The organism is Clostridium sp. FS41, from assembly GCF_000954015.1.
GTDB lineage: Bacteria > Bacillota > Clostridia > Lachnospirales > Lachnospiraceae > Enterocloster > Enterocloster citroniae.
This window is the reverse complement of the sequence record NZ_JYHN01000051.1, coordinates 59,537-86,119: the sequence shown is the minus strand read 5'-3', so window position 1 is coordinate 86,119 and position 26,583 is coordinate 59,537. Positions and strand designations below refer to the sequence as shown.

Annotated in this window: 24 protein-coding genes and 1 pseudogene; 5 read left to right on the top strand and 20 right to left on the bottom strand. The window is 51.0% G+C overall.

The features are described from left to right. Positions 1-5: 5 nt before the first annotated feature. The gene (locus CLFS41_RS08615; RefSeq protein WP_007862930.1) at positions 6-890 is read right to left on the bottom strand and encodes a PhzF family phenazine biosynthesis protein; all 885 of its coding nucleotides are present in this window, start codon (positions 888-890) and stop codon (positions 6-8) included. A gap of 272 nt (positions 891-1,162) precedes the next feature. Between CLFS41_RS08615 and CLFS41_RS08610 the strand changes: the two genes are divergently transcribed. Beyond that, positions 1,163-2,419 carry a cell wall hydrolase gene (locus tag CLFS41_RS08610; RefSeq protein ID WP_082082541.1) on the top strand — a complete coding sequence of 419 codons (1,257 nt, stop codon included), beginning with the start codon at positions 1,163-1,165 and terminating at the stop codon, positions 2,417-2,419. On the opposite strand, the gene CLFS41_RS08605 is transcribed toward CLFS41_RS08610, so the two are convergent. Genes CLFS41_RS08605 through CLFS41_RS08590 form a run of 4 tightly spaced genes read right to left on the bottom strand, consistent with a single transcriptional unit; the run spans position 2,330 to position 7,577 of the window. Then, positions 2,330-4,519, bottom strand: coding sequence for an alpha-galactosidase (locus CLFS41_RS08605; RefSeq protein ID WP_045092046.1), 2,190 nt, complete (start codon positions 4,517-4,519; stop codon positions 2,330-2,332). The two genes, CLFS41_RS08610 and CLFS41_RS08605, sit on opposite strands and share 90 nt — an antisense overlap. A gap of 30 nt (positions 4,520-4,549) precedes the next feature. Continuing rightward, positions 4,550-5,371, bottom strand: a complete 822-nt coding sequence (locus CLFS41_RS08600) for a carbohydrate ABC transporter permease (RefSeq protein ID WP_007862933.1) — start codon at positions 5,369-5,371, stop codon at positions 4,550-4,552. Next, on the bottom strand, positions 5,371-6,243 hold the full coding sequence (locus CLFS41_RS08595) for a sugar ABC transporter permease (protein WP_045092045.1): 873 nt from the start codon (positions 6,241-6,243) through the stop codon (positions 5,371-5,373). Before CLFS41_RS08595 ends, CLFS41_RS08600 begins: the two co-directional genes overlap by 1 nt. A gap of 2 nt (positions 6,244-6,245) precedes the next feature. Further along, a complete protein-coding gene (locus CLFS41_RS08590; RefSeq protein ID WP_007862935.1) occupies positions 6,246-7,577 on the bottom strand; it encodes an ABC transporter substrate-binding protein in 1,332 nt (443 codons plus the stop codon). 198 nt (positions 7,578-7,775) lie between these two features. On the opposite strand from CLFS41_RS08590, the gene CLFS41_RS08585 reads away from it, so the two are divergent. Continuing rightward, a complete protein-coding gene (locus CLFS41_RS08585; RefSeq protein ID WP_007862944.1) occupies positions 7,776-9,560 on the top strand; it encodes a histidine kinase in 1,785 nt (594 codons plus the stop codon). Beyond that, positions 9,541-10,953, top strand: a complete 1,413-nt coding sequence (locus CLFS41_RS08580) for a response regulator (protein ID WP_045092044.1) — start codon at positions 9,541-9,543, stop codon at positions 10,951-10,953. The genes CLFS41_RS08585 and CLFS41_RS08580 overlap by 20 nt, the downstream gene beginning before the upstream one ends. A 76-nt stretch (positions 10,954-11,029) precedes the next feature. Here CLFS41_RS08580 and CLFS41_RS08575 read toward each other — a convergent pair whose 3' ends face one another. From CLFS41_RS08575 to CLFS41_RS08545, 7 genes are all read right to left on the bottom strand, one after another. Further along, positions 11,030-11,875, bottom strand: a complete 846-nt coding sequence (locus tag CLFS41_RS08575) for a sugar phosphate isomerase/epimerase family protein (protein ID WP_007862964.1) — start codon at positions 11,873-11,875, stop codon at positions 11,030-11,032. A 58-nt stretch (positions 11,876-11,933) separates the two neighbouring features. Further along, a complete protein-coding gene (locus CLFS41_RS08570; protein WP_045092043.1) occupies positions 11,934-12,956 on the bottom strand; it encodes a Gfo/Idh/MocA family oxidoreductase in 1,023 nt (340 codons plus the stop codon). A gap of 11 nt (positions 12,957-12,967) precedes the next feature. Then, on the bottom strand, positions 12,968-13,912 hold the full coding sequence (locus tag CLFS41_RS08565) for an ABC transporter permease (protein ID WP_007862968.1): 945 nt from the start codon (positions 13,910-13,912) through the stop codon (positions 12,968-12,970). Next, positions 13,902-15,425, bottom strand: coding sequence for a sugar ABC transporter ATP-binding protein (locus tag CLFS41_RS08560; RefSeq protein ID WP_007862969.1), 1,524 nt, complete (start codon positions 15,423-15,425; stop codon positions 13,902-13,904). Before CLFS41_RS08560 ends, CLFS41_RS08565 begins: the two co-directional genes overlap by 11 nt. Before the next feature lie 108 nt (positions 15,426-15,533). Beyond that, entirely contained in the window at positions 15,534-16,637 is a 1,104-nt protein-coding gene (locus CLFS41_RS08555; RefSeq protein WP_007862970.1) for a sugar ABC transporter substrate-binding protein, read from the bottom strand. Between the two features lie 92 nt (positions 16,638-16,729). Next, a complete protein-coding gene (locus tag CLFS41_RS08550; protein ID WP_045092042.1) occupies positions 16,730-17,542 on the bottom strand; it encodes a sugar phosphate isomerase/epimerase family protein in 813 nt (270 codons plus the stop codon). Between the two features lie 12 nt (positions 17,543-17,554). After that, the gene (locus CLFS41_RS08545) at positions 17,555-18,748 is read right to left on the bottom strand and encodes an ROK family transcriptional regulator (RefSeq protein WP_045092041.1); all 1,194 of its coding nucleotides are present in this window, start codon (positions 18,746-18,748) and stop codon (positions 17,555-17,557) included. A gap of 355 nt (positions 18,749-19,103) precedes the next feature. Between CLFS41_RS08545 and CLFS41_RS30710 the strand changes: the two are divergent. Continuing rightward, positions 19,104-19,196, top strand: a pseudogene (locus CLFS41_RS30710) (TetR family transcriptional regulator); the annotation flags it as partial. 70 nt (positions 19,197-19,266) lie between these two features. Further along, positions 19,267-19,878 carry a class I SAM-dependent methyltransferase gene (locus tag CLFS41_RS08535; protein ID WP_082082540.1) on the top strand — a complete coding sequence of 204 codons (612 nt, stop codon included), beginning with the start codon at positions 19,267-19,269 and terminating at the stop codon, positions 19,876-19,878. Here the strand turns inward: CLFS41_RS08535 and CLFS41_RS08530 are convergent. From CLFS41_RS08530 to CLFS41_RS08495, 8 genes are all read right to left on the bottom strand, one after another. Further along, positions 19,865-21,250 carry a GntR family transcriptional regulator gene (locus CLFS41_RS08530; RefSeq protein ID WP_052665682.1) on the bottom strand — a complete coding sequence of 462 codons (1,386 nt, stop codon included), beginning with the start codon at positions 21,248-21,250 and terminating at the stop codon, positions 19,865-19,867. The two genes, CLFS41_RS08535 and CLFS41_RS08530, sit on opposite strands and share 14 nt — an antisense overlap. A 126-nt stretch (positions 21,251-21,376) precedes the next feature. Further along, positions 21,377-22,045 (bottom strand): HAMP domain-containing protein, encoded by a 669-nt coding sequence (locus tag CLFS41_RS08525; RefSeq protein WP_242856800.1) that lies wholly within the window; start codon positions 22,043-22,045, stop codon positions 21,377-21,379. A gap of 53 nt (positions 22,046-22,098) precedes the next feature. Continuing rightward, positions 22,099-23,193: a bifunctional glycosyltransferase family 2/GtrA family protein gene (locus CLFS41_RS08520; RefSeq protein WP_048929455.1), complete on the bottom strand. Its 1,095-nt coding sequence runs from the start codon at positions 23,191-23,193 to the stop codon at positions 22,099-22,101. Next, positions 23,190-23,465: a hypothetical protein gene (locus CLFS41_RS08515; RefSeq protein ID WP_007862978.1), complete on the bottom strand. Its 276-nt coding sequence runs from the start codon at positions 23,463-23,465 to the stop codon at positions 23,190-23,192. Before CLFS41_RS08515 ends, CLFS41_RS08520 begins: the two co-directional genes overlap by 4 nt. Continuing rightward, positions 23,458-24,525 (bottom strand): phosphodiester glycosidase family protein, encoded by a 1,068-nt coding sequence (locus CLFS41_RS08510; protein ID WP_052665676.1) that lies wholly within the window; start codon positions 24,523-24,525, stop codon positions 23,458-23,460. The genes CLFS41_RS08515 and CLFS41_RS08510 overlap by 8 nt, the downstream gene beginning before the upstream one ends. Before the next feature lie 36 nt (positions 24,526-24,561). Continuing rightward, a complete protein-coding gene (locus tag CLFS41_RS08505) occupies positions 24,562-24,822 on the bottom strand; it encodes a S8 family serine peptidase (RefSeq protein WP_347467999.1) in 261 nt (86 codons plus the stop codon). A 355-nt stretch (positions 24,823-25,177) separates the two neighbouring features. Continuing rightward, complete coding sequence (locus CLFS41_RS08500) at positions 25,178-25,777, bottom strand: GAF domain-containing protein (RefSeq protein WP_045092038.1); 600 nt, start codon at positions 25,775-25,777, stop codon at positions 25,178-25,180. Positions 25,778-25,791: 14 nt separating this feature from the next. Continuing rightward, positions 25,792-26,580: a histidinol-phosphatase gene (locus CLFS41_RS08495; protein WP_007862984.1), complete on the bottom strand. Its 789-nt coding sequence runs from the start codon at positions 26,578-26,580 to the stop codon at positions 25,792-25,794. Positions 26,581-26,583: the final 3 nt, after the last annotated feature.

Below are 26,583 nucleotides of genomic sequence, written 5' to 3'. Positions count from 1 at the left end.
TCTGGTCAGTCTCCTATGGTCCAGGGGCACTCCCCGGCGTAGAGACTGCACTCCATACACAATTTCCCGCTGCCGCCCACCCGGATCTTCTCCCCTGTGATTCTGGTATAAATCCGCGATTCCTTTCCCATCGTTTCTCCCTGGACAAAGGTATTGACAGCCCCGTCTTCTATAATCCCATTCCGTCTCAGATAATAAGTCAGAGCGCCGTTGGATGTGCCTGTGGCTGATTCCTCCGGTATTCCAACCAACGGAGCAAAGTTCCTGCAATAGGCCGTGCCCCCATCTGATCCGCCCAGACAGAACATATGGATCCCCACGGCCCGGTACTGCTTTGACAGTGCTGCAACTCTTTCCTGGTCCATGACAGCTTTGTAAAGGCTCTCCCTGTCTTTTACCGGGAGGAGTATATCGCACAGCCCGGTGCTCACAATACCAGGCACCAGATTCCCGGGTGCGGATGACAGGTCAAGGCCATATGCATCGTACAGCTGTCCCCTCTCTCTGGCGCTGAACTCATATCGGTATTCAGGCTCTGCCATATCCATCCATACCATACGGCGTTCCAGGGAAACAGCCAGTTCGCCCGCCAGGGTCCCTGCCCGATATTCCCCTATATGAATCCTCCCCGTATCCCGCATGGCTGCAAAGGAAGCGATGGTGGCATGTCCGCACAGCTCCACCTCCGCTTCAGGAGTAAAATACCGGATGTCAAACATATCTTCCCCTGTCTGTTTCACAAAGGCGGTTTCCGAATGCTTAAGCTCCGCTGCCAGGCTTTTCATAAATGACTCCGGCGGGAACGCCTCCTCCTTATCAAGCAGTACGACACCTGCCTGGTTCCCTTTAAATAGTTCTTCCGCAAATGCATCTACCACATATATCTTCATCTTTCCCTCCGGCCGAAACGCCCATTGCTCCAGGTATGCGATCATCCGGCGCTGAAACGAGGCCTCTGGAGATTGCTCAACAGAGGCCCGGTATCTATCTTCGATTTATTTATCATAACAAATCCCGGCTGTAAAATCAATGATGACAATCTTCGGCTTTCATCGGCCAAACTTGACAATCACGGAAAAGATTGTTATAGTATTTTCGTAACACTTTTGTAACAATTGTAATGGACTGTAAATACGGATACATTAAGAAAACCGAGGTTTTTATGAAACAGAATTGGAACCGTTCCAGCAGAAGAACTACCATACTTACCTTGACGGCAGCGGCCCTTCTGGGTCTGAGCGTATTTCCCTCTGTCTGTCCGCCAAGGTCAGCTGCTTTTCGTCCACACCAGATCGCTGCGGCCCCAGGTACGGAGCCTGCCAAACCTCAGGCCTCCATTGAACCCATGCAGGTTCCCCTCTCTCTTGCACCGGCCCCTTCTGAGTATGATAATAAAGCCGTGGCCAATGTCACGGATGTGTTAAATTTAAGGGCTGAACCCTCCACCGAAGGAAAGATCCTGGGAAAGTGCTACCGCGGCAGCGGCGGTGTGATCCTGGAGCAAAAGGATGGCTGGACCAAAATCCGCTCCGGGAAACTGGAGGGATGGCTTAAGAACGATTACCTGGTATTCGGGCAGGACATCAAGCCCCTGGCCAAGGAACTGGGACTTTTTACAGCCAAGGTTACCACACAAACGCTGAATGTGCGTGAGGAACCTTCCACAGAGTCCGCCATCGTGGGCCTTGCTGCCGGGGATGACTATTATCCTGTTTTGGAGGAAAAAGACGGATGGGCCAAGATCCAGCTGGCCTCTGACAGCAGCGGTTATGTATCCACCCAGTATACAAAGATCAGCGTGACTCCCGGCAAGGCAGTCAGCATAGAAGCGGAACAGGCTGCGCTGAAAGCAGCCGAACAGAAACAGGAAAAAAAGCAGGAAAAGAAAAAAGAAGAGGAAAAGCCAAAATATGTGATCAAAGCTTCCGATGATGAGGTTTACCTGATGGCAGCCTGCGTCATGATGGAATCCGGCGGCTATTCCTATGACGGACAGCTGGCCGTGGCCAATGTGATCGTCAACCGTGTCAAATCAGGGCGCTGGGGCGGTTCCATAACAGATGTGATCTATGCCCAGGGCCAGTTCCCCGGCGCCTCATCAGGTCTGTTGGACAAGTATCTCACCAAGGGACCCTCAAAAAGCGTGCTGAAAGCGGTCAAAGCCGCTCTGTCCGGCACCAATAATATAGGGGATTACCTTTTCTTCCAATCTACCAAAGCTGCTGATTACGGCAGCTACTCCTCCTACACGGTGGTGGGAGGCAATTGCTTTTATAAAAAATATCGGGCAGGTCCCCACTTTTGTGAAAGACTTGCCCACCTGGAAAACTTATCCTGCGCAAAGGGTAAACACCCGGGCCTCATTGTCCGCCTTGATCACCGGCATGGGAAGCCCGGCATACATAAGCGCGGCCCCTGAACATCTCAGTCCCAGCTCCGGTATCTCATACAGGCTCTGTTCCTCAAGGCCCTTAAGCTTTATGTAGATAATGCCCTTATTGGCCCCGGAAACGCGCTGTACATAGGCCACCACCGCGGCCTTCTTATCAGCTGACACGGACATAAACGCCGTGTACTCCCTCTCCTTTTCAGGATCGGTCAGACGATAGTGATCCCCATGGGCGCAGACCAGCCCGTGATCCTTATAATACCGTACCTGCTTTCTCACGGCCTCCTGTTCCTCCTCTGACAGCAGGTTCAGGTCAAGTTCATACCCAAAGGTGCCAAAGTAGGCCAGAGCAGCCCTTGTATCAATGGAAACCGTTCTCCCGGTCTGCTGGTTGGGGCATTCCGAGACATGGGCGCCCATGACAAACGGCGGATAGATCATGGAGGTGCCGTACTGGATCAGGATCCGCTCCATTGCATCCGTATCATCAGAACACCATATCTGAGGCATGTAATAGAGGACTCCCATATCAAATCTTCCGCCGCCTCCGCTGCACCCCTCAAACCGTACGCCGGGGAACGCCCTGGTCAGCTTGTCCATGAGCCGGTAAAGGCCCAGCACATACCTGTGGCAGAGTTCCCCCTGCCTGCGGGCCGGGAGAGCTGCTGAGAATCGGTCCGTCATGCTCCGGTTCATGTCCCATTTGATATAATCGATCCCGGCATCCTTAAATTCTTCGTAGAGCTGTTCAAAGACCTGGTCCACCACTTCATCCCTGCTGAAATCCAGAATCAGCTGATACCTCTGCCTGGTGGGTTTCCTGCCCGGGATCCGGATGCACCAGTCCGGATGTTCCTCATAAAGCCGCGAGTCCTCATTTACCATCTCAGGCTCGATCCAGATGCCGAACTTCAGTCCCTTTTCGTGGATCCTCCGGGCAAACCCGGGGATGCCGCTGGGCAGTTTATCCAGATTGCACTGCCAGTCTCCAAGCCCCCTGTACTCATCCGTCCTTCTTCCAAACCAGCCGTCATCCATCACAAACATTTCAACGCCCAGTTCCTTTGCCTTGCCGGCTATGTCCACCAGCATCTCCTCGTCAAAGTCGATCATGGTGGCTTCCCAGTTGTTGATCAGGACCGGACATCTCTGGTCAATGAACTGCTTGGGGATCAGGTGATATTTGACGGCGCGGTGGAAATTATGGCTCATTCCCGTAAGTCCCAGGGCGCTGTATGTCATCACGGCCTCCGGCGTCTCAAACACACCGCCTGTCTCAAGCTCCCAGTACAGGGTCTCCGGATTCACCCCTGCCACCAGCCTGGTCTGCTTAAAGTCATTGACCTCCACTGTGATCGCAAAGTTCCCGCTGTAAACCAGAGCGATTCCCCAGCAGTCCCCCGAATCCTCCGTGGCACCGGGGGCGCAGAGCACTGTGGACGGATTCTGATAGTGGCTGGATATTCCCCGCACACTGTCCACAGTGATCTTACCGTGCCTTACAGGCGTTCTCTCCGGGCAGCGCTCATGTCCCCAGCTTCCGTAAAAGCTGATCATGTCCATCTGGTCCGTGGGGAAGGAAATGCAGGCGGAGTGGGCTGCATTTACATATACGGTCCCCTTTCCCATGTTCCTGATCCTGGCACACCGGGTGATGATGTCATGTTCTTCCAGCACGCCGTAGACAAGGGTCACCTCCATATCCGTATAGGGGTCCCGCAGCAGCACCTCCAGCGTCTTCCAGAAACCGTCCTGTTCTCTCAGGGAAGGCATTCCATTCAGGCTGTATTTCCCTTCCATGATCCTGTGTGATACGTATCTTAAATCAATGCAGTTGGAGCCGTCCCCGTTGATCACGCTCACTGCAGCCACCTTAAAATCCGACACTCCGAATCCGGGGTACTCCTGCTCGATCAAATCCAGGCTTATGGTCCTGTCCTTTTCAGCTTCATGGGGATTGGCTTCAAATCCGTGGCGGATCCTGACCGGAAGGTACTCCGCTGTGTCCGGGATCCGTCTGCCGTAATAGAGATGTTCCAGAAAACCAAACTCCGCCACGCGAAACTGGTAGGTGGTATTCCGGGTGTCCAGCCGGAATACCTGTTTTTCTTTATCATATATGATGCTCATGTGTTACCTCCGATCGTCTGCTGAGGGCTCCTACTTAATGGCGCTGTCCACCATACCCTGTATGAAGTATTTCTGAAGGAACAGGAACACCACGATCACAGGAAGGATTCCCAGGAATGCCGCTGCCGCCGCCCCGTTCACATTTGCCGAATCAGCTGAGAAAAAGCCTGCAATGGCCAGTGTGATGGTCTTGATCTTAGGCGACTGGAGCAGATATAAAGCAAATTGATAGTTGTTCCAGCAGTTCACCCCGGTGATAATGACCACAGAAGCAGTCACCGGCTTCAGCTGGGGCATGATGATCCTGAAAAATGTCTGGAACGGGCCGCAGCCGTCAATGGCCGCAGCCTCCTCAAGGGCAATGGGGATGCTGCTTATAAAACTGGAAAACAGAAAAATGCTGGTGGGCAGCTGGAAGGTAAGCAATGTTACGATCATGCCCCAGTAGGAGTTGATCCCCTGCACCTTTGCCATAAAGGAGTAAAGGGGAACCAGGATACTTAAAGGCGGGATCATCATCACACCCATAATAAATCCTTTTACCAGATTGTTCATCCTGTTTCTGTTCCTGGCAATAGGATAAGCTGCCATGGCGCCCACCACCACGATCAGGAGAATGGAAATGCCGCTGATGATAACCGTATTCTTGAGGGCCAGCAGCATTCCGCCCCGTTCCAGGGCTGTGTATATGTTCTTCAGGTACACATAACCCGGGAACGCCCATCTTGAGGAGTGGTCGTAAGGAGATTTGAATGCAATGGCAAGCACCATGTAAATGGGCACAAAATGAATGACAATGATAACAAATGCCAGGATATATTTCCAGGTATTGGACCGCTTGGAGCTTTCCATTACACATCCACCTCCTTCCTGTCAAAGTATCCCATTACCACATTGCTGATGATCATGATCAGCAGGAATGAGAAGATCCCGATGGCAGACGCATAGCCTGCGGACTGGGCTGAAAAGTACTGGTTGGTGACCAATGTGGACAATGAGTGGGTACTGAACCCTGGTCCCCCGCTTGTAAGGGCCATGACAAGGTCAAAAAGCTTCAGTCCTCCAATCAGGTTCAATATGGTGGAGGATGAGATGGCCGGCATCAGAAGGGGAAGCGTCACATGGCGAAACCGCTCCCAGAAGGTAGCCCCGTCCAGCATGGCTGCTTCATAGTACATGGACGGCACGTTCTGCAGGCCGGCCAGATAGATGACCATGGCAACGCCCACAAACTGCAGGGAATTGACCAGGACAATGATCACAATGGCGTAATTGCTGTTCACCAGCAGGTCCACGGGCTGCATGCCCAGAGCGATCAGTATATCATTGACCGCCCCTCCGTCATACTGGAAAAAGAAGTACATGATGTAGCCCATGATCAGCGGGGCGATCATGACAGGCATGTAGATAATGGTGCGCACCAGGGAACGGCCCTTGAATTTTGTGTTTAAGAACATGGCATAACCAAGCCCTAATATATTTTGGATGACCGTGCTCATGATGCCGTAAATCAATGTGTTGACAAGGGCTGTTTTTACATTTGCATCCTGGAACAGCCGGATGTAATTCTTAATCCCCACATATTTCATGCTCTGTGAGTATCCGTTCCAGTTGGTAAAAGAAAGACGGATACCCTGGATAAAGGGATAGATCACAAAAACCAGAAACAGCAGGATTGCCGGCAGGTAAAACAGATTGATGACTGAATTTTTCCGAACCTTCATATTTACTCCTGTGCTTTCTTTTCCTCATAGCTGGACTTCATCTGGTCTACAGATATGGTCAGGGCATCGGACTGGCCTGAAAGGAGGGTGGCTCCTGTCACGCAGAGATCGTTCCACATGCCGCTTGGCAGGTACTTTCTGTCAAAATAAGGGATGTTCAGGATGGAACTGTCCGTTGAATACTTGTCATAATATGGCGCCAGTCTTCCTGTGTCGCTTTCCACATTGTCAAGTCCGGAGGGCATACCGCATTTGGTTGCCAGGTAGGAGCAGATATCTTCACGTGCAAGAAAATCCATAAACTGCTTCACTTCCTCGGGATGTTCTGTGGTCTTTGACATGCCCACTGCAAAATGCTCGCCTGTCATCAGCGCCTGCTTAAGGCCCTCTTCCCTGGCTGGAAGCGGCATAAAGCCCATCTCCGTGTCCGGATTCTGTACATAAGTCTCGGTGATGCCGCTGGCTGCCGTAAACATAAATGCTGCCTTCTCAGCTGCCAGTGCCTTGATCCCTGTCATATAATCAGCGGTCACGGCATCTGTGTTAAAATATCCCTTCTGTCTCCAGGAATCGATCATCTCCACTACGGTGTTCCATTTGCTCCAGTCAAAGCTTCCGTCTAAAAGCGCCTGCTGGTTGGCCTCGTCCTGGTTGGTGATCAGGGTCGGGGCTACGAAATCCATCATGTTTCCAATGGTGTAATTATCTTTTCCGCCCAGCTGGATGGGTGTTTTTCCCGCTTCCTTGATCTGCTCGCAGGCTGTCTCAAAATCAGCCCATGTCTTGATATCATCCACATTCACTCCAGCTTCCTTCAGCACATTCACGTTATAGATGATCCCTGTCAGGTCCATGTCAATGGGAAGGGTAAACAGGTTTCCATCCTGGTCCGTGATCTGCTCCTGAATACTGGGTGAGATGTGGGAGGCAAAGGAAAAATCATTTAAGGGCGCCAGGTATTCCGCATATCTGGCCACTGCCCAGCCATGGGTCGTCCATGCATCGGGAAGCTGGTTGGATGCCATCCTGGTTTTCATAATATCAGAAAAGTTGCTGCCTGGCATCACTGCCTCCACGCCGATCCCTGTTTCCTGGGTAAACTGCTTGCATACCTCCTGTACGGCGTCACTGACCGCCTCGCCGTTTAAGTTGTACAAAAATTCAATGGTCACGCCTGTGGATGCCGCCGCCTCCCCCTGGCTATCTTCCTTCTCTCCCGCCTTCTCAGCTGACGTCTGCTCTGCGGTCTGCACCGGCTCCTCGGGAGCTTTGGAGCATCCTATCATATTGACTGCCATCAGGCCCGCAAGGGCCGCTAACGCTAATTTCTTCATAAATTTCCTTCTCCTTTTTACACTGTGTTTTTCAGCCGGCTTTCTTTGTAGCTTAAGTCTATCACACCGGGTCCATTTTCATAAGGTACCCAAATCTACACTTTGAAGCTCATTTCTATCCTGGGGCTGAAAAGAATTGCTAAACAGGTCTGATCTGTGTAGAATAAACATGTAAGACATACCCTGGGAGGATTGGTTGTGATACGCCTGAAAAAAAGACAAAGTTTCCAGAGCCGCCTGCTGGCCCTGTTCCTTATAAGCATTGTGCTGCCCATTGTCATCTTATCCGCTGTGCTGGCCTGCTATTTCCAGAACCGGATCTATGAAGACAATGACAAATACTTTTCCACCTCGCTCTATTCCGTCTCCACCCATTTAAGCACCTATGCCTATGACTTAAAGCGACTGACCCTGACCCCTTATATCTATGATGATATACTGAATTTTTACACGGCCGTTGACAATGGGAACTATACCCGGGACGGGTCACGGGATTACACCATTGAGCGCTATCGGCAGAACTACATCACCGCCCTGCAGCGCATCCTGATCACCGCCAGGGAGGATATTCTTGCCGTGTCCTTTGTGCCCGCAAACCCGGACAACCACATCATGGTCACCACCACAAAAAACAGCGACTTTATAGACAATACCGAGTATGCCTATGAGTCGGAGGCCTGGTACCAGAATAATCTGGACCACGACCAGCCCTATGACTTTATTGTATCGGATTCCCCTGTTTACCTTGGCTCGGACAGGGCTGTTATCTCTGCCGTGCACACGGTGAGGAATGTGTACACCAAGCGGAAGCTGGGAGTGATACGGATCGATGCCTCGGACAAGATCATAAAGGATATCTTTAAGAATGTAACGCTCAGTGAGAACTCGGGATTTGTCATTGTGAACCAGGATGGAAACCTGGTCTACCAGGTGGGAAAGGTGGAGGAGGATGTGATCCGCGAACTCCCCCTGGCCGGTCAGACGATCCGGACCGGAAGCGATACCTATGACCTGTATAAAAGTGAGATCTCAGGAATGCCGTGGCAGCTGGTGTTTGTCTCCTCCCGCAGGGATACAGCCAGAGAGGTGTCCATTATATGGAGCCTGGCCGCGGCCTTAAGCCTGGCATCCATCATCACCGCGTACTTTATTTTCCGCTCCAACTCCCGCCGGACATCCCTGGCCCTTAACTCCATCCTGGAGGTGATGCAGGAGGTTGCAAAGGGAGACTTAAACACATCCGTGCCCGACACGGTGCTCCTTAAGAATGATTCCTTTAACACAGAGGAATTTTCCCTGATCGCTGAAAACTTAAACGAAATGATACAAAAGCTGCAGCTCTACATTGACCGCTCCTACAAGTATGAGATCAGCCGTCAGGAAGCGGAATACCGGGCGCTGCAAAGCCAGATCAATCCCCATTTCCTTTATAATACGTTAAACTGCTTTATTTCCATGAACCGTCTGGGAATGAAAAAGGAACTGGAGGACAGCATCATACAGCTGACCAGGATATTCCGCTACACCTGCAACAACGCCAAGCTGACCACGGTAAAGGAGGAGTTCGCATTCTGCACCCAGTACTGCCAGCTTTTGAAAATGCGCTATGACGAGCGCCTGACCTTCCACTGCCAGGTGGAGGAGGAGGCTGCCGGGATCTCCATTCCCCGGCTTCTCATCCAGCCTCTGGTGGAAAACGCCATCAAGCACGGCATGGATACGGAGGGGATCTCCATTATCATCTGGATCACGGCCTCTGTCCGCGACCGCGCATTGATCCTGGAGGAACGCAACAACGGCGTCCCCATTCAGGTAGACGCCGTTTATGCAGAGGGAAAAGTAGGGATCCGCAATGTGGAAAACCGGATCAGGATGATCCATCCCCAAGCGGTATTTGAGATCGGTCTGGAGGATGGGATCACATCCGTCATTATTAAAATACCTTTGGAGGAGGATATGGAACATGAAGATCATATTGGCTGATGACGAACGTCTCACCCGGCTGGGACTTAAAAATATGATAGAGGAGCTTTATCCTGACGCCCATCAGTTTCTGGAGGCATCGGACGGTGAAAAACTGCTGGAAATGCTGGAACAGGAAACCCCTGACCTGATCTTCCTGGACATCCACATGCCCAGGCTCACCGGGCTGCAGGCATTTTCAAAGTTCAGCGCCAAAAGGATACCGGTTGTCATGCTCACCGGGTACGCTGAATTTGCCTATGCCAAGGAGGCGTTAAAGCTGGGCGCCCTGGATTATCTGCTAAAGCCGGCCAGCCTGGACGAGGTGCAGGCCACCATGGAAAAGGCACTGGCCATCTGCCGGGAGCGGGAGGCGCTGCTGAAAAAGGACTATGAACTGGAGTTTGAAAAAATCCTTGACCTTTACACCACCATCGGCTTTTTGCAGGCCCCCAGGTTTGTCCTGCCTCCCTACACTGTGCTGCTCTTTTATTTTGACCACTATGAACAGGAGACCTTCCGAAGGGACCTGGATGCTCTGAGCACTGTTCTATCCCGCATCTGTAAACGCCGCAGGGCGCTGTCCACCATCTCGTTTTTGTCTACCGGTGAGCTGTGCTTCCTTGCCAGCGCCTCCATTACAGCGGACGAGTTTATACCGGATCTGAAATACTTTAACGAGACCTGCGGGTGTATTGCAACCGGGTTCTATGCGTCCGCTGACGGGCTTTCCTCACTGTTCGGACAGATCGAGTCCATCCAAAAGGAGGAAAGCCTGCGATACTGCGTCTGCCTGGGGTCTCTGATCTCTGATAGGGAGCGCGCCGCCCACAAGGAGCTGCTGCCCTTTTCCGGCCTTTTGGAAAAGCTTCTGCTGGCCCACCGGGCAGGGGACAGCATGGAATTTCAGAAACTGATCCCGCAGCTGGACCAGTTTTCCCATCAGGACAGGATCCTGTCCCTGTGTGATCCTTCCCTGAACCGCATCCTATCCCTTGAATCCGGCGAAGATGTCCATATCCGCTCCTACAGCCAGCTCACAGAGTTTTTAAAGCAGATGATCTCCGGCCGTCAGACCGTGGACCTGGTGGACAGGATCAATGCCTATGTGGATGAACACTATATGGACCAGATCGGCATTAACACCATTGCGGACATGATCGATATCTCCCCCAATTATCTCAGCCGCATCTACAAGCTGAAAACAGGGGAAAATTTCATTGACCATCTCACCGGTGTCAGGATGAAAAAAGCCCGGGAACTTATGTCCGGCGGGCAGACATCCAGTGTCCGGGAAACGGCTGAGCGGGTGGGGTATTTCAGCACCCGGTACTTTACCAAGGTATTCCTCAAAAATACCGGGATGCTGCCATCGGAATATATGAAACGTTTTGTTTTGAGCCTGGAAAACTAACAGCCGGACCCTTCATCTTTCCTTGCCCCTTCATCCTTCCTTGCCCCTTCATTCTTCCTTGCCCCTTCATCCTTCCTCACCCCATCATCCCGCATATCCGGTCCACCGCCACCTTATTGGAGACAATGGAGACCTCAGGAAACTGCTTGTAGTTAGGGAGCATTTCCAGGGTCAGGTAATCATTGTAGCCCACTGCCCTCAGAGCCTCTGTCACCTTTACAAAGTCCACGTCCCCTGCAAAGAGGTCGGTAAAGGCTCCCAAGCCTGCCTGGCCGGTGCGGTAATCGGATAAATGGATCTTCCTGATCAGGCTTCCCAGGATCCCGATCCAGTCCTCGGGGTAGCCCACATACATGATATTGCCCACGTCAAAGTAGACTCCCATGGCGGGAGAACCCACATCCTGCACCAGTCTCTTCATCTCCAGGGGGGAGAGGAGGAAACGGTTCCACACATTCTCGATCCCAATGGATACCCCGGCGCGTTCAGCCAGGGGAGCCAGGGACCTAAAGGCTTTGACGCAGCGCTCATAGGCCACGTCATAGCGGATCCGCTCCGGTTTGGAGGCAAAGTCGCAGCCCACATAACCGGGTACCACAAGGATGGTATCCGCTCCCATGAGGGCAGCGCATTCAATCTGTTTTTTTATAATATCCTCTGCCTTTTGCCGGATGGACGGGTCGTTGGACACAAGGTTGTTCTCCCACAGGGACCATACCCCCACGCTGGGTATCTCCAGCCCTGTGTCCTGTGCCATTTTTTTTATCTCCAGTATTTCCCGCTCCGATGTGTTCTGGTTTAAATATCCATTCTCGCTGAGGACAGGTTCCACTCCATCATATCCCGCCTGTTTGACCAGTGGAAACAGATGCCTTAGATCCGCATCCTCTGTAAAAGAAAACATACTGACTCCGGTTTTCATTCTTCCCTCCTAATTATATGAAATGCACTCTCGGAATATAGTCCGGGAAATTCCCCGACTACACCGAAGCCTGCCTGTCATAATCCACCTCTGCCTTTTCCCCTGTTTCCAGGGAGGTCTTGATGGCTTCCATGGTGCACAGCACCTCCCGCACCTGTTCCACTGTGATGATGCCTGATTCGCACCTGCGCTCAATGCAGTCCACAAAGTGTTCCAGCTCAATCTCATAGGCGTCCCTGAGGTTGACGGGAAGGGTAGTTATGGCGCCGTTTTCGTAAATCCGCGTCTCCCGTTTGGAGGATGCCACATCCTCCAGGTTATGCCCTGCCTTCATGGCGTACTCATAGGTCTTTTGGCTTCCCACCAGCCGCAGCTCCATAGTGAAGGGATATCCCTTTTCCATCTCGATCACTCCCTGGACGGAGGCGGAGATGCCTGATTCAAATGTCAGCATGCTGCTCACATAGTTCCAGCATCCGTCTTTGTTCTGCTTTCCGGACGCGTACACACTCTTGACCCTTCCAAGAAGCCAGCACAGGTAGTCCACATCATGGAGATGAAGGTCCAAAAGCCCGCCTCCGCTGTTCTGGGGTTTCCTGTACCACTGGCTCCAGGCGGGGTGCTCCGACATGCGGGCTGCAAACACATAGTTCAGTTCACCCAAACTTCCTTTCTCATACATTTCCTTGGCATTCACATATTCCGGCCAGAACCGCAGCACCTGGCCAACCATCATCAGGACCCCGGCCTCCTTTACCGCCTTCATCATACGCTCCAGGGAGCTGACCTCAAGGGCCACCGGCTTTTCACAGAATATGTGCTTCCTGTGCCTGGCGCCCATAAGCACATACTCCTCGTGAAGAAATGTGGGAAGGCATATATCCGCCACATCAAACTGACATTCCTCTAACATCTGGTGAAAACTGCTGTAGTACCTGCAGTGATACTTTTCCGCAAACGTTCTTCCCAATGTCTCGTTCTGATCACACACAGCCGCTATCTCAGCATTACTGATATTCTGGTAGGCGGTTCCATGGGTTCCTCCCATAAAACCGGCTCCTAAGATTGCTATTCTTACCACTGCCCTACCTCCTATTTCTTCTTAATATTATTTATATTGCTCAGCACCACCGCGCAGACAATGATGGCTCCGGTGATAATGGTCTGGATATAGGTCTCCACCTGGAGAATGTTCATGGCATTGCTGATAACGCCCATGAGCACGCAGCCCAGAAACGCTCCTGAGACAGTCCCCTTGCCTCCGTCAAATGTAACTCCGCCAATGATGGCCGCGGTCAATGCGCTGGTTTCATATCCGGTTCCAGCATTGGCGGTGATGGAGTCGATCCTGGCTGAAAAGATCACCGCTGCTATGGCGCAGAAAAAGCCGGCAATGGCATAGATAATGATCTTATACCTGGTAACATTGATACCAGACAAAAAGGCATTTTTCTCATTGCCGCCAATGGCCACGATGCGTCTTCCAAACTTGGTCTTGTTCATGAGGAAATATGACAGCATGACCATTGCGGCCAGCACAAACAGCATTACCGGAAATACATCAAACAGCTTTGTCTTTCCAATGGCATTAAATGCACCCCCAAAGCTCATGATCCTGCCTCCCGATATGGTCAGCGCCAGCCCGTAAAACACCTGGCTGGTCCCCAGGGTAATGATCAGGGGGATGCACTTGCTTTTCGCGATCACAAACCCGTTGAGCACTCCGCAGGCGACCGCTGCCCCGATCCCGGCCGCAACAGCCAGAGGGATATTCCTGCTTGTGTTGATGATCTGTGCCATGACAACCCCTGACAAAACCATGATATTCCCCACCGACAGGTCAATGCCTCCGCTGATCAGCAGCATACTCATAGCCATTGTCAGGATACCGATCACGGAAATCTGCTGAAAAATGGTTATGAGGTTTTTGACTGCGATGAATTTCGGATTGATCATGGACACCACCGCAATGATGGCCACAATTACAAATGCCAGCAGAATTCTTTGGTCTTTTAACAGTTTTTTCCTATTGTTCATCTTTTTTCACCCCTAACGCTCGTTTAATAATCTCCTGCTCCGTGATCTGTTTTCCGGTAAGCTCACTGTCCACTGCACCGTTTCGGATCACAAGCACCCTGTCGCTCATGGAGATCAGCTCCGGCATATCCGAGCTGATCATGATAATGCATTTTCCCTGTTTGGTCAGCTCAGACATCTGCTTATAAAATTCCGCCTTGGCATTCACATCGATCCCCCTTGTGGGTTCATCGAATATATAGATCTCCTGCTGCGCAAACAGCCATTTTGCCAAAACCACCTTTTGCTGGTTTCCGCCTGACAGGTAAACCGCCTCTGTCCACACACTGGGGGTTTTTATCCTCAGTTTCTGTACCAGGGGTTCAATGAGGCGCGGATGCTTTTTTATATCCACCAAAAAGCCCTTGATCTGTTTCCCCAGTCCCACAATGGTGGCATTTTCCAGCACACTGATATGGAGCATCAGGCCCAATCCCTGCCGGTCCTCGGTAATGTGGGCAAACCCATGTTCAATGCTTTCCCTGGGATTGCGGATCACTACTTTTTTGCCGTTGATCAAAACATCTCCCCCGTATTTGGGGTCCGCACCGGTGAGAGCCCTTACGATCTCTGTCCTTCCTGCTCCCACCATGCCGGCAAATCCAAGGATCTCCCCTTTTCTCACCGCAAAGCTGACCTTAGGCCCCTCCTTTTTCAGCTGCAGGTCCCTGACCTCCAGCATCACTTCCCCGATCTCATGCCTTTCTTTCTGGTAAAAGGTGTCCACGGGACGGCCCACCATGTCCCGGGTAATGACGGAGAGCTCAATGTCCCTGTTTGTATTTTCATATGTATTTACAACAGCCCCATCGCGGATAACCGTGATACGGTCCGCGATCTGCCGAATTTCTTCAAGATAATGAGAAATATATATAATTCCGATCCCCTTGGCCGCTATGGTCTGTGCCAGCTGCAGGACCTTGGCCGCGTCTTCCACATTAAACATGGACGTGGGTTCATCCATGATCAGTACCCTTGGCTCAATGGAAAGAGCCTTTAATATCTTCACAAACTGCTGGTCGGACACGGACAGGTCCTCGATCTTTGTCAACGGGTCGATGTGGATCTTCAGGTCCTCCATCTGACGCCTTGTCTCCTCCAGCATGGCCTTAAAATTCACCAGGCCGAACCGGTCCGCCACTTCATTTCCCACATAAATGTTTTCCACCACATTCATACTGGGAACCAGATCATTTTCCTGATATACAATATTGATCCCCAGCTCCTTGGACAGGGTGGGTGTCAGGGTCCTGTAATCCTTTCCATCAATACAGATCTTTCCGCCGCTGGGAGTGTAGGCGCCGCTGAGCACCTTCATCAATGTGGACTTTCCGGCCCCGTTCTCCCCCACCAGGCAGTGGATCTCTGATCGGTACAGATCAAAAGTGATACCGGACAGCGCATATACGCCTGAAAACTCCTTGACAATATCCTGCATTTCAAGGATCGGCTTCTCCCTATAATCAACATTCATTCGTATCACCTCCTGTAACTCTCAATAAAGCTGCCTGAAGGTGCAATGATTTCTCAAACACGCCATGAGGCAGCTTCATAAATTTCTTACTTGGTCCTGATCGATCCTTTACTTGCCGTATACATAGTCGTAAGCAGCTGCATAGTCATCCCATGCAATGAACTCGTCCAGCTTGTCCGCAGATACAGGCACGATGGGAAGGGAAACAAATTTCTCAGGTGTCTTGCCCTCTACCACGGCATCATACAGGTTCTTAAAGGTCTGAACGCCCTGGATGGATACGGGGGCTGTCATATTAGCAGCCTCCACGCCGTCTTGAAGCATCTTGTAGTCGTCCGGTGAACCACCTGTGGAGACAATGGGGATGTCCGCCATATCCGCATCCTTTAATGCCTGATAGCAGCCCTGGGCCATCATGCCGTTGTTTGCGAAAATGTAATCAAACTCCTGTCCTGTGGAAATAAAGTCCGTGGTTACATTGTACGCCTTGTCTGTCAGCCAGTCGCCGTGAAGGGTTGCAACCACTTCCACCTGGTCGCCCAGATCCGCCAGCGCGCGGTCCACGCCTTCCTGGTACTTCTCATATACGCCCGCGCCTTCCTGGCCCGCGCAGAAAAATACCTTTGCCCCTGGTTTTGTCTCAGCAATATACTTCATGGCCGCATAACCGATCTGGTCATATTCGCAGGCCACGGAAGCTATGTAATCCCCGGGATCATCAATATCCATTGCAAAGTTTTCAATGGTAACCGGGATATTGGCCTCGTTGGCCATCTTTACAAGCTGTGCTCCCTGCTCTGTGGAGATAGGGAATATGGAAATGCCGTCCACCTCCTGCTGGATCAGGGATTCCATGGCTGTGATGGATTCCTCCAGACTGTTCTTGGAATCCAGGACAATGGTTTTTACCTCCACATCCGCCTGTGAAGCAGCGTACTCAAATGCTTTGGAAGAATACTCGTTCCAGATATCCGTATTGTCGTAAGCAATGTAGCCGAATGTGTAGCTGTCCTTGGCTGCTTTTGCCTCTCCTGTGGTCTCCTCCGGGGCGGTATCCCCGGACTTGGCTGCCTCAGTGGTCTCCTCCTTGCTCTCCTGGCTCTGTGCGGCTGTTGTGGCTGCCGCCGGCTCCTGCTTTGCCCCGCATGCGGCCATGGATGCCACCATGGCACCGGCCATCAGAAGCGCTGTTACTTTTTTCATCTTTCTCATGAATGATCCTCCTTCATATTCTATCTGATACACCTGACAGGCTCCATGATCCCATCGGCCCCTGGAAACGTCAGGATGTAACGATCTCCCTGTTACAGTTCAAATCCCTGGCATTTTAAGTAGGCGGCTGATTCCATGACAGCCTGGTTTACCGCTTCCAGACTTTCCGCGCCCTCAGGCGTAAATTCAATCTCAATGCTGAAGGGGCAGCCGTTCCCCGCCAGGGAAAGCTTTTGGAAGATCTGTGAAAAGTCCACATTTCCTTTTCCCAGAGCGGGAAAATTCCATTCCCTTATCTCCCCGGCTTTATCCTTTAAATGGATGAATTTCACATCTGCCATGCAGGTGTCAATATCCTCCTCGGGCTTCACCTCTCCATAATAGATCACATTGGCCGTGTCATAGTTGATCCCCACCAGTGGCGAACCGATGCGGTCCGTTATCTCCTTTAATATGGTCCCTGTGGCATGTTCCCCATGGGTCTCTAAAACTAGGGTAAGGCCGCATTCCTCCAGGTATGGGAGCAGCATCCTGATATGCTTTGCCACCAGCTCAAGGGTTGCCTTTTCCCTGTCCTCCAGGTGTGCCTCCCCCACGGAGGAGACAATATAGTCACAGCCGAAAAATGCAGCCAGCCTGATATTCCTTATAAAATCCTCCAGGCGTTCCCGGTCCATCAGGTTGCAGTGTCCGCTCATGGCAAAGGGCACCAGCTTAAGTTCCTTCATCTTTTCCCTGATACCGTCCAGATACTCAAATGTCTGGCTTGGGAACACATGCTCGGTCCACCCCTTGGTGGCGGTCAGCTCCACGTAATGAAATCCTGCCGCAGCAATGCCTTCCAGGGCATCCTCCACGCTGTAACCGTGGTAGCAGTTGGAATTAACTCCTATGGTCCGCTTCATACCATATCCTCCTTAATACAAAAATAATTTTCCCTTCATATCTTCCATAAAATCATAGTGGGTGTCCATAAAATACTTGGCCGCCCCCCGGAATACCGCATCCTCCCTCAGTGTGGTAAAACGGATATCAACGTCCTCTACAAACTGACGGAACCCCACGGTCTTCACCCGTTCCAAAACCCGTTCCAGATACAGATCCCCAAGCTTGCGCCCCATTCCTCCGATGATAATGGTATCCGGGTGGAACATGGTGATGAGATTGCCCAGGCCAAAACTCAGATCATCCGCCAGCGCGCGGATCAGGCGAAGCGCCCCCGGTTTTCCCTGCTGTGCCAGCTGCCCCACATGGCGGAACAGGATCTGCTCCGTTCCCTCAAATTCCTCCAGGGCATTGCATTCCACGGCACGTTTTGCCAGCACGATCTCTCCGATCCGGTTCTCCAGACATCCCCGGTTGCCGCAGCTGCATGGCTCGCCGTCCCGGTCAATGGAAAAATGTCCGAACTGAGTCCCCATACCGGTGGCCCCTCTCAGGATATTCCCATTCTGGATCAGACTGGCACCCACGCCTTCATTGATGTTCAGGTACACATAGTTCTTAATATCCACATTGCCAAAGGCGTTCTCCGCATAGGCCAGGCAGGCCGTATCGTTGAATATGGCCAGGGGAAGATCCTTTACCTGTTCCCTCAGGCCGGTCACCACCTGGTCGTCCACGCCCAGGGACAGGACCATGGAAATAATCCGTTTTTTTTCACTGTCAATAATACCCGGGATCACGAGACAAATCCCCAGCACATGCCGTTCCCCGCAGTGCCTGTCCATAAAATCCTTGGTAATGGACCAAATCCGGACCGCCGGGTCCTCCCCCTCTGCCGGAGCCGTCTCCTCCAGTATCTCAACCTCGAATCCGGCGGAAACCAACGAAACCTGGATGGTGCGCTTTCTCCAGTTGAGAACAATGACACAATCCCTCCTGTCATTTACCGCCAGGCTGTTGGGCCTGCGCCCCTGGCGCTTGCTCTCCACCGCACCCTCATCCACAATACGGCCTTCCTGGATCAGCTCATCCACAAGGGCTGAAACCGTAGTCTTGCTCAGCTCGGTCCTGGCAGCCAGATTCACTCTGGAAATCCCCGGGTTCTCTGAGATCAGCATATATATCTTTTTTTTGTTAACGGCTTTTATCACTTGTTGGTTAATCATATGGTATATTCCTCTTGATCTGCATTAATAGGATTTAGTTAGTCCACTGGACTAATTAACCGGATTATAACATCCATATCTTATTTTTGCAAGCATTATGTCTATAAATTTTTGATTAACAATATGTGTTTTGGGTAGTATTAACAGACAGGACGTTGATTACGTAAAAGAATCTGATATGGAGATATTTTCTCATTAGATGGTTAACGAACTATTTTATCAACTGGGCGCTTGAAGAAAGGGGGACATTCATGTTAAATTCAAACCAGTGTTTCATAACAATGTTTTGGATCATCCAGAAGGTGATGTAGACTCTCACATAGATGGCTGTGCCAAGATCTGTATCAGGGGGGTATCCCTGCGCTCCATTGCCAGGCGGGCCCGGACAAGCACCGGTTCTATCTACACCCGGCTTGGGGACAAACACGGTCTGTTCCTGGCCCTGGTCTACCATTCGGTCAAGGAACTTCTTATATGGTGCATACCGCCAAAAGGGCGGCAGAATGGAGGATAAGATAATGAATAAGTTTTTTCAAAACACATGCAAACCCCAGGGGGCTGTGGGAAAACTGATGGTGACCATGATGAATAAGGGGCATGCCGGCCTGGCTGGCTGGGGGCTTTCCCATCTCGCCCTGAGAGACGGAATGGATATACTGGATATTGGCTGCGGAGGCGGGGCCAATCTGGCCGCCATGCTCTTGGCCGCACCTCAAATCAATGCCGTGGGCATGGACTACTCCTCCGTAAGTGTGGAAAAATCCAGGCAAACCAATAACGCGGCTGTTCGGGCCGGCCGCTGCCGGATCATCCAGGGAGATGCCTCTGCCCTGCCCTTTGAAGGCAATTCCTTTGATCTGATCACTGCCTTTGAGACTGTCTATTTCTGGCCGGAACTGGATTCCTGCTTCAGGCAGGTCTGCCACACCCTGCGCACCGGCGGCATTTTCCTGATCTGCAATGAAGAATCAGATCCCGAAAACGACAGATGGTCCAAGCTGATTCAGGGCATGACCATTTACAGCGGGGAGGATCTAAAAGACCGTCTGGAAAAGGCTGGTTTTGCGGATGTCTCCTATGAATATGAAGAAAAACGCCATTGGCTATGTATCACTGCTAAAAAAGCATGACCCCGGCCTTCTCATACTCGCGTTCCATCAGTTCTTTCCAATGATCCGCAAACTTTTCCCACTGCCCTTTTTTCAGGTACTCAGCCGCCGCCCAGGTCATCTGAGCATATTCCTCCTGCAGACGCTGTTCACCGGCCCGGTATAATACAAAGGGATATCCCCACACCAAAAACTCCTCCAGCCTGACGTAGCATTCCCTTACCGTGGCCAGCGGACACTGGCTGCGGATAAAATCAATTGCCAGTTTAAAGCAGTACTGGCACTTGTGCCTGTTAACTATATCCGCAAATTTCTCTGCCAGGCGCTGGCGTTCCTCCGGTTCCACATGCTCCAATGTGTAAAGGAATACCGGGCGCACAGTCAATGCCATGAACTGCAGGCTGTCCCGGTAGAGACGGAATCCCTCCCTTATCTCCGGCCGTTGAAAATCAATTGACCCTATGGTCATTAAGACCCGGGACCCCTTTCCCTGGTAGGAGTGGATGATCCCAAGGCTGTTGAGGATACTGACGGCCCTGCGTAAGGTCCGGTATGATACATCCAATTGTTCTGACATGGTGGGCAGGGATGGCAGGAAGCTTCCAATTGGATAGGTTCCTTTTATGATCTCAAAAATGATTCGGGACACCAAGGTATAGCAAAGCTGCGGCCTCTGCCGGTATACACTCCACCGGAAAGGAATCTGCTCCCTGCCCTTTAAGCCGTATCTCTCCTCCGCCTGGGAACAGAAAGCCAGCAGGCGCTTTAAGCCGCGGCCGAAATCCTCTTCAAAGGCCGCCCTCATAAACACGGTGTCATTCTCTTCCCCATGGGTCAGTAACTCCCTGTCCCTTTCCCGATGCGCATCATAACCGGACAGATAGGGAAAGCGGATATACCGGAGAAGTTCCCAATAAAAATTAAGGATCAGTTTGTTCTGCAATGCGGCAAAGGCGTAGATATGCAGACGGGTGGAGACAGACAGATCCACGTTTGCCGCCTGGGCCAGTTTTTGCTTTAGCCTCCCCCATGTCTCCTGACCAAGGCTGCCCTGGGCGTATTCCCAGATCGGTTCAATGAGCAATCTGCCGGAATGGCAAAAATCCACCATTCCCTCCCGTCTTGGCACGAAATACAGAGCAGCGTTTTCATTAATACGCTCGTCATTTACCTGGTATATGACCTTTGCCGCTTTTCGGGACTCGATCCTGATATATCCCTTCTCCTCCAAACGCGAAAATGCGGCCCGCACTGTCCGGGGAGCCATCTGAAAACTTTCTCCTATTTTGGAAATGGAGGGCAGCAGCTCACCGTACCGGCACGCCCCCATTAATATCCTAGTCTCATAATAATCGCAGACCAGATTATAGATCATGTTCTCGCTGTCTGTCAAAGATTTTCTCCCCTTTATCTTTTTTGTGGCTTTTATTATATCATACAAAAAATGCAATAAAAAGAAAAACATCTCTGGACGTTATCAAAGATACCGTTCACCAAAGATGTCTTCTTTTCTGCAGGTCTATGCGCCTTCTTCCAGCTTAAAGTAATCAACTAATCCCCTTAGAAACTGTGCCTGGGAGGACAGTTCCTCGCTGGCCGCAGCGCTCTCCTGCGCTGTGGCGGAATTGGTCTGCACCACCCCGGATATTATATTGACCGATTCGGAAAGCCGGAGGATCGCATCCGACTGATCCGTGGAAGCTTCCGCAATATCATTAAGGGAATCCGTCACGCCCTCAACTCCCCGGACTACTTCAGTCAGGGAAACCGCTGTCTTATTTGCGATCTTCTTTCCATCTTGAATGGTCTGAAGGGAGCTTTCGATCAATGCAGCCGTGCTCTTGGAAGCAGATGCGGATTTATCCGCCATGCTGCGCATATCATCCGCAAGATTTCCCAGTTCATCCTTTGACCGGTATGTAATCCGTATGACGGAAAAATTCCCTTCGGACAGGCCGCGGGCCGCCTGCTCCAGTTCCCTGACCGGCTGTGTAATGCCCCGCGCAATACAGAATCCAAACCCGGCGCTGATGATTATACCTGCAATTCCCAGCACGGCCATTGATGTCACTGTATTGATCTGCCGCTCCCTCAATCCCGCAACCAGGATTTCCCCCTTTGTGTTCCCATTCTCTATCAGGTGGTTCAGTTCTGTCTGTGCTTCCCTGATCACAAGGATATTGTGCACAAAGAAAAAGCGCCAATGGACCGGTATCACCGGAACCAGCTGACGCGCCTCCTTTACTGTGCCTGCCTAATCTCCTTTTTCCCAAAAATCATAAACCGCTGTATGATAAAGCTGAGGGCAAATAAGGATAATTCCGCACACAGCTTTGCCCTTGCCTTCCCCATCCGCCCATATACCACCAGCCATGATAATAAAGCCGTATTGATACAGAGAACTGCCAGGGCCAAACTAAAATACTGCAGCCCTGCTTTTAGGCTGCTGCCCTTGTGATGAAATACATATTTTCGATTCCAGCAAAAATTGCAGCAGGCGCTGATGACCCGGGCAGCCGCGTTGCTGACCGCCACGGCTGCGACCATCTCTGCTCCAACCCGTGACAATCCTGCACAAAACAAAAGGAAAAGTCCATAATCCACGGCAAAGGAAGCCATGGAAGAACATGCGAATTTTATAATATTCCAATAGATCCGTACGGAGTCCCTTATCACCCGAAAATGGGATGACTCATTCTGATCCAAGTACACGGTCTCTATTCCCACCTCCTCAAATTTGATCCTTCTCTTTGACAGCTGCATCAGCGTGTTCATCTCAAATTCATACCGCTCTCCCCTGATGCGAAGCAGCAGGGGGATCAGCCGGACATGGAATGCCCGAAGGCCAGTCTGGGTATCACTGAGAAACGTACCTGTTACACAGTAAAATATAGCACACGTAATTGCATTTCCAAATTTGCTCCTAAAGGGGACTTCCCCTGAAAAGCTTCGGACTCCCAGAACCATCCGGTGTTCATACCCCTGGGCTGCATGCAGGACCCGCAGGATATCCTCCGCCTTGTGCTGTCCGTCTGCATCGGCGATAACGATCGTTTTTGCCTCTTTTCTGTTCTTTCTTATGTAGTCCAGCGCGGTCTTGACAGCCCTCCCCTTTCCTCTGTTCGTTCTATGGAACAGCACCGTGGCATATTCTGCTGTCCGCCCAAAGAGTGTGCACAATCCTTTTTCGCTGCCGTCATTTACAACAATGATCCCAATCCCAGGATACCCTGACAGTCCCTTTACCAGGGACAGCAGCCTGAAATCAGGTTCAAATGCCGGTATTACGACATAATTACATATCCCCGGCTCTCTGTTTTCCTGTGCTGCCCTCAATCTGATCCCTTCCCTTCCCCATCCGCCTCCTCTGCCCGTTTGGGGGCGGGAAGCCCTATCAGGACCGTCCCCTTTTCACCACACTGCTGCCAAACCCGGAGAATCCCATGAATCAGTACCAAGAAGCAGAATACGATCTGCACCGTATTTGAGACAAAACAATCCATAAATCCCATGAGAGGATTTAACTGGTCCAGTACCCACAGTGTGCCCACCCACAGGGACATGATGATCGTAATGTGTGGAAGTATCCGATCTATTTTCTTATTCATCTGATCCCGCCTTTCCAATATAAATTATGTCACTGATATCCCGTCCCCCGCCGGCCGGACGGTTTACATACTGCCCATCCCAGACCATGGATGAGGATTTTCCTCCATCCAGGTTATAGGCCAGCACGCAGCCCTCATCCTTCATGATCCTGGCAAACTCCGTCATTGACGCCCCTTTGGAATAACCTGCATTTCTTCCGTCAACCACCACAAATTTGTAGTGGCCCGGTGCCACATACCCAATCCCGCATCTGGGATTCTCCTTATTCAGATAGGCGGTGGTCCGGAATGCCTCCTTTATCTCCCCATCCTCAAGCAGAGAGGGGCCAAAATTCCAGACCTGCCATACATCTCTTTCAAGGATTCCCAACCGGTTGAATTCTTCCGGTTCATAAACTGCCATGGTCCCGTCATAAAAAAGGACACAGATCTCCGCATCGCCCACTTCAGAGCGGTACAAGATTCCGTTTCTGACAACGATCCCGCTTTCACTGTTTCCATAGGAATCCCCGGATACTGCCAGAAGTGCCTGGTGATCCTCAGCCATCTCAAGAGTGGATTCCCTCATATTCTTGCCATAACTTCCAAGGGCAAAGGCCGTCCTTAGCTGCCGGATGGATGTCAGATACAAATCCGCCGTATAATAGGTAATGGCATTGTTCCCTGTTCCCAGACGGGTCTTCTTAACCCACACCTGCATGGTCCCATCGCTGATGGTATAAAGTTCTGTTTCTTCCTTTTCAGCCGTTTCCGGCTGTTCTGCATCCCGGTCCGAGGCAATTGACCTGGTATTGGAATTGCCGTTTCCGGGTCCGCCCCGGCGCTTTGTATTTGTTTGTTCCGGGGATCTTCGTTCCTGGTTCTTTGGTCCTGTGCCTTCACGGCCCTGCTGCGGGAGCTCAAATCCTTCTCCTTCCATCTCCCGGGTATCGAGGATCACCGTGCCTGCGTCCTTGTCCTTACGGGGCAGTATATAGAAATATAAAAGGAATCCCCACACACAGACCAGGGCAATGAGGAAATCAATGCAAAGTACCTTGATGAATTTTTTTCTATCCATGAATCCTCCTTTTCAGGGCCGCTTTAATAACTCTGACTAAGGGCCAGAAATATTCTCACCATAGGAATACACCAAGGCGGCTGCCGCGGAGACCATTGGCGCGGCCATGGAAGTACCGGTCATATAACTGTATCCCTGATCTGCCGTGGTGCTGAGTATGTATGTACCCGGAGCCGCCAGATCCACGGAATCCGAACCGTAATTGGATCTGCCGCACAGTGTTCCGTCATAGCTTAAATTAGCCACAGAGATCACATTGGGAAGATCAAAGGATGCCGGCTGCCAAAAGTAAAACAGGATATCTGCCCTTCTTTTTTACCACCTCCGCTTATTTTCCTGCTGACATCCTAACAGCTTAAGCTGAAACACACCTTAAAAATCAGGGTGTAAAATCATGAACTATCTGTGAAACAAAAAAGATGCGCCAACGTGCCGGCCTTACCGGAACCTGTTGACACATCTCCTGATCCTTCTGTGGGATCATATAACACTTCTATCCTTCATCGTTTAATGGGCTCTCACCATAAAGCCACTGGCACCTCCGTCTTAGCTTATTTGCATCCAGTCTTTTCATGGGGAAGTTTCATTTTCACATAACTTAAAAAAATGATTTCATTGCGGTGGTCTTAATTCAATGGCCTTCTCCGGGAATCTATGCCTCATACTTATCCTTCATCAGGAATACCGATAAAAGCTTTCCGATCAAAGTCAGCGCCTCCATCTGTTCCCTGGTCCACAGGCGGCAGATCTTACAATCATCAAACCCTACAAAACCGTAGAATTTGCCGTTTTCCCTGATGGCATATTGCAGTGTGGACAGGATTCCCTGCTGTTCTAAGATCCTGCGTTCCCTGCTGTCCAGTCTGCGGATATTCCGGCAGCAGAAAAGTCCGTCTTCTTTAAAATGATCCCGGTAATCAATGCTGTCATTCAAATAAGAACGATTCTGCAGGCTCCGGATACGGGAGATGACTCCTTCCCCGCACCACTCATATCTATTGCTGCAATACTCCATATCACTGCTGCTCTCAAAAAGATAGGTGCGGCTGACACCGAACATCCCTCCGATCAGGGCCAGAACAGAATGTACTGCCTGGGAAAAATCCTTTGTCTCATATAAAATATCAAATATCCGAATGATCAGATACGGAAGGTTCCATTGTTCCGATCCATTGGAGTCAATCCCGGTCCTTCTTATGAGTACCCTTTCAGATGATCCGCAGGCAATTCCATCCATTTTTCCGAAAGACAAAACTGCCGCCTGAATCAGTCACAAGTTTGAGGTTCTTTAGGCGCGCGCAGACACGCCCGGTCCACCAGCTTTAGATGATATTTGTTTACCAGTTCTTCTGCAAATGAGAGGGCCTGGGGATTCCAAACCCGGTCCGGCAGATGGGCATCGGATCCAAAGATCACTTTGTTTCCCACCTCGCCTGCAATGCTCCAAAATTCCGGATTCGGATAATTCCTCTTATCTCCAATACCCAGGAAATTGATCTCCAGCGGTATGTCTAGGTCATTGGCACAGTGGCATAACTGGCGCATCCAGCGGCCATATACTGCCCGGTCCCCGGTAAAATTAATCAGGTCCGGATGGGCAAAATATGTAAAACATCCTGTTTCCAATGCTTCCTTTGACTGACCGCAGTATCTTGCCAAACGTTCCTGGGAGTCCGTGGGCGCTCCGCAATAAAAGTCATTCACTTCATTTCCAAGATAGTGCTGGGCCAGCAGAAAATATTCAATGGGGTACTGCCCTGTCATCTTAAGCAGGGCTTTAAAATACTTTGGATAATACTCCACTTCCAGCCCGATATGGATCTCAATATCGTCCTTGTATTCATCTTTCAGTTTCAGTATCGTATCCACATAATCCTCCAGCTGATCCGGCCTCATTTTCACATTGCTGACATATCCGCCGGAATATGGCATGGGTGTATGATCTGAAAATCCAAGAATCTTAAGCCCGCCCTCAATCGCCTTTTCTACGTATTCCCGTTCTGTGCCTGATGCGTGCATACAGCGCCAGGTGTGTGTGTGATAATTTGCAATCATGCT

Coding starts and splice junctions, on each gene's coding strand:
- CLFS41_RS08545 (WP_045092041.1), bottom strand. CDS start 18,748: ATGATTAACCAACAAGTGATAAAAGCCGTTAACAAAAAAAAGATATAT.
- CLFS41_RS08595 (WP_045092045.1), bottom strand. CDS start 6,243: ATGAAGGTTCGGAAAAATTCAGTCATCAATCTGTTTTACCTGCCGGCA.
- CLFS41_RS08560 (WP_007862969.1), bottom strand. CDS start 15,425: ATGAATGTTGATTATAGGGAGAAGCCGATCCTTGAAATGCAGGATATT.
- CLFS41_RS08550 (WP_045092042.1), bottom strand. CDS start 17,542: ATGAAGCGGACCATAGGAGTTAATTCCAACTGCTACCACGGTTACAGC.
- CLFS41_RS08495 (WP_007862984.1), bottom strand. CDS start 26,580: ATGATTGCAAATTATCACACACACACCTGGCGCTGTATGCACGCATCA.
- CLFS41_RS08565 (WP_007862968.1), bottom strand. CDS start 13,912: ATGAACAATAGGAAAAAACTGTTAAAAGACCAAAGAATTCTGCTGGCA.
- CLFS41_RS08555 (WP_007862970.1), bottom strand. CDS start 16,637: ATGAGAAAGATGAAAAAAGTAACAGCGCTTCTGATGGCCGGTGCCATG.
- CLFS41_RS08515 (WP_007862978.1), bottom strand. CDS start 23,465: ATGAATAAGAAAATAGATCGGATACTTCCACACATTACGATCATCATG.
- CLFS41_RS08605 (WP_045092046.1), bottom strand. CDS start 4,519: ATGAGCATCATATATGATAAAGAAAAACAGGTATTCCGGCTGGACACC.
- CLFS41_RS08590 (WP_007862935.1), bottom strand. CDS start 7,577: ATGAAGAAATTAGCGTTAGCGGCCCTTGCGGGCCTGATGGCAGTCAAT.
- CLFS41_RS08535 (WP_082082540.1), top strand. CDS start 19,267: ATGAATAAGTTTTTTCAAAACACATGCAAACCCCAGGGGGCTGTGGGA.
- CLFS41_RS08510 (WP_052665676.1), bottom strand. CDS start 24,525: ATGGATAGAAAAAAATTCATCAAGGTACTTTGCATTGATTTCCTCATT.
- CLFS41_RS08575 (WP_007862964.1), bottom strand. CDS start 11,875: ATGAAAACCGGAGTCAGTATGTTTTCTTTTACAGAGGATGCGGATCTA.
- CLFS41_RS08610 (WP_082082541.1), top strand. CDS start 1,163: ATGAAACAGAATTGGAACCGTTCCAGCAGAAGAACTACCATACTTACC.
- CLFS41_RS08600 (WP_007862933.1), bottom strand. CDS start 5,371: ATGGAAAGCTCCAAGCGGTCCAATACCTGGAAATATATCCTGGCATTT.
- CLFS41_RS08580 (WP_045092044.1), top strand. CDS start 9,541: ATGAAGATCATATTGGCTGATGACGAACGTCTCACCCGGCTGGGACTT.
- CLFS41_RS08615 (WP_007862930.1), bottom strand. CDS start 890: ATGAAGATATATGTGGTAGATGCATTTGCGGAAGAACTATTTAAAGGG.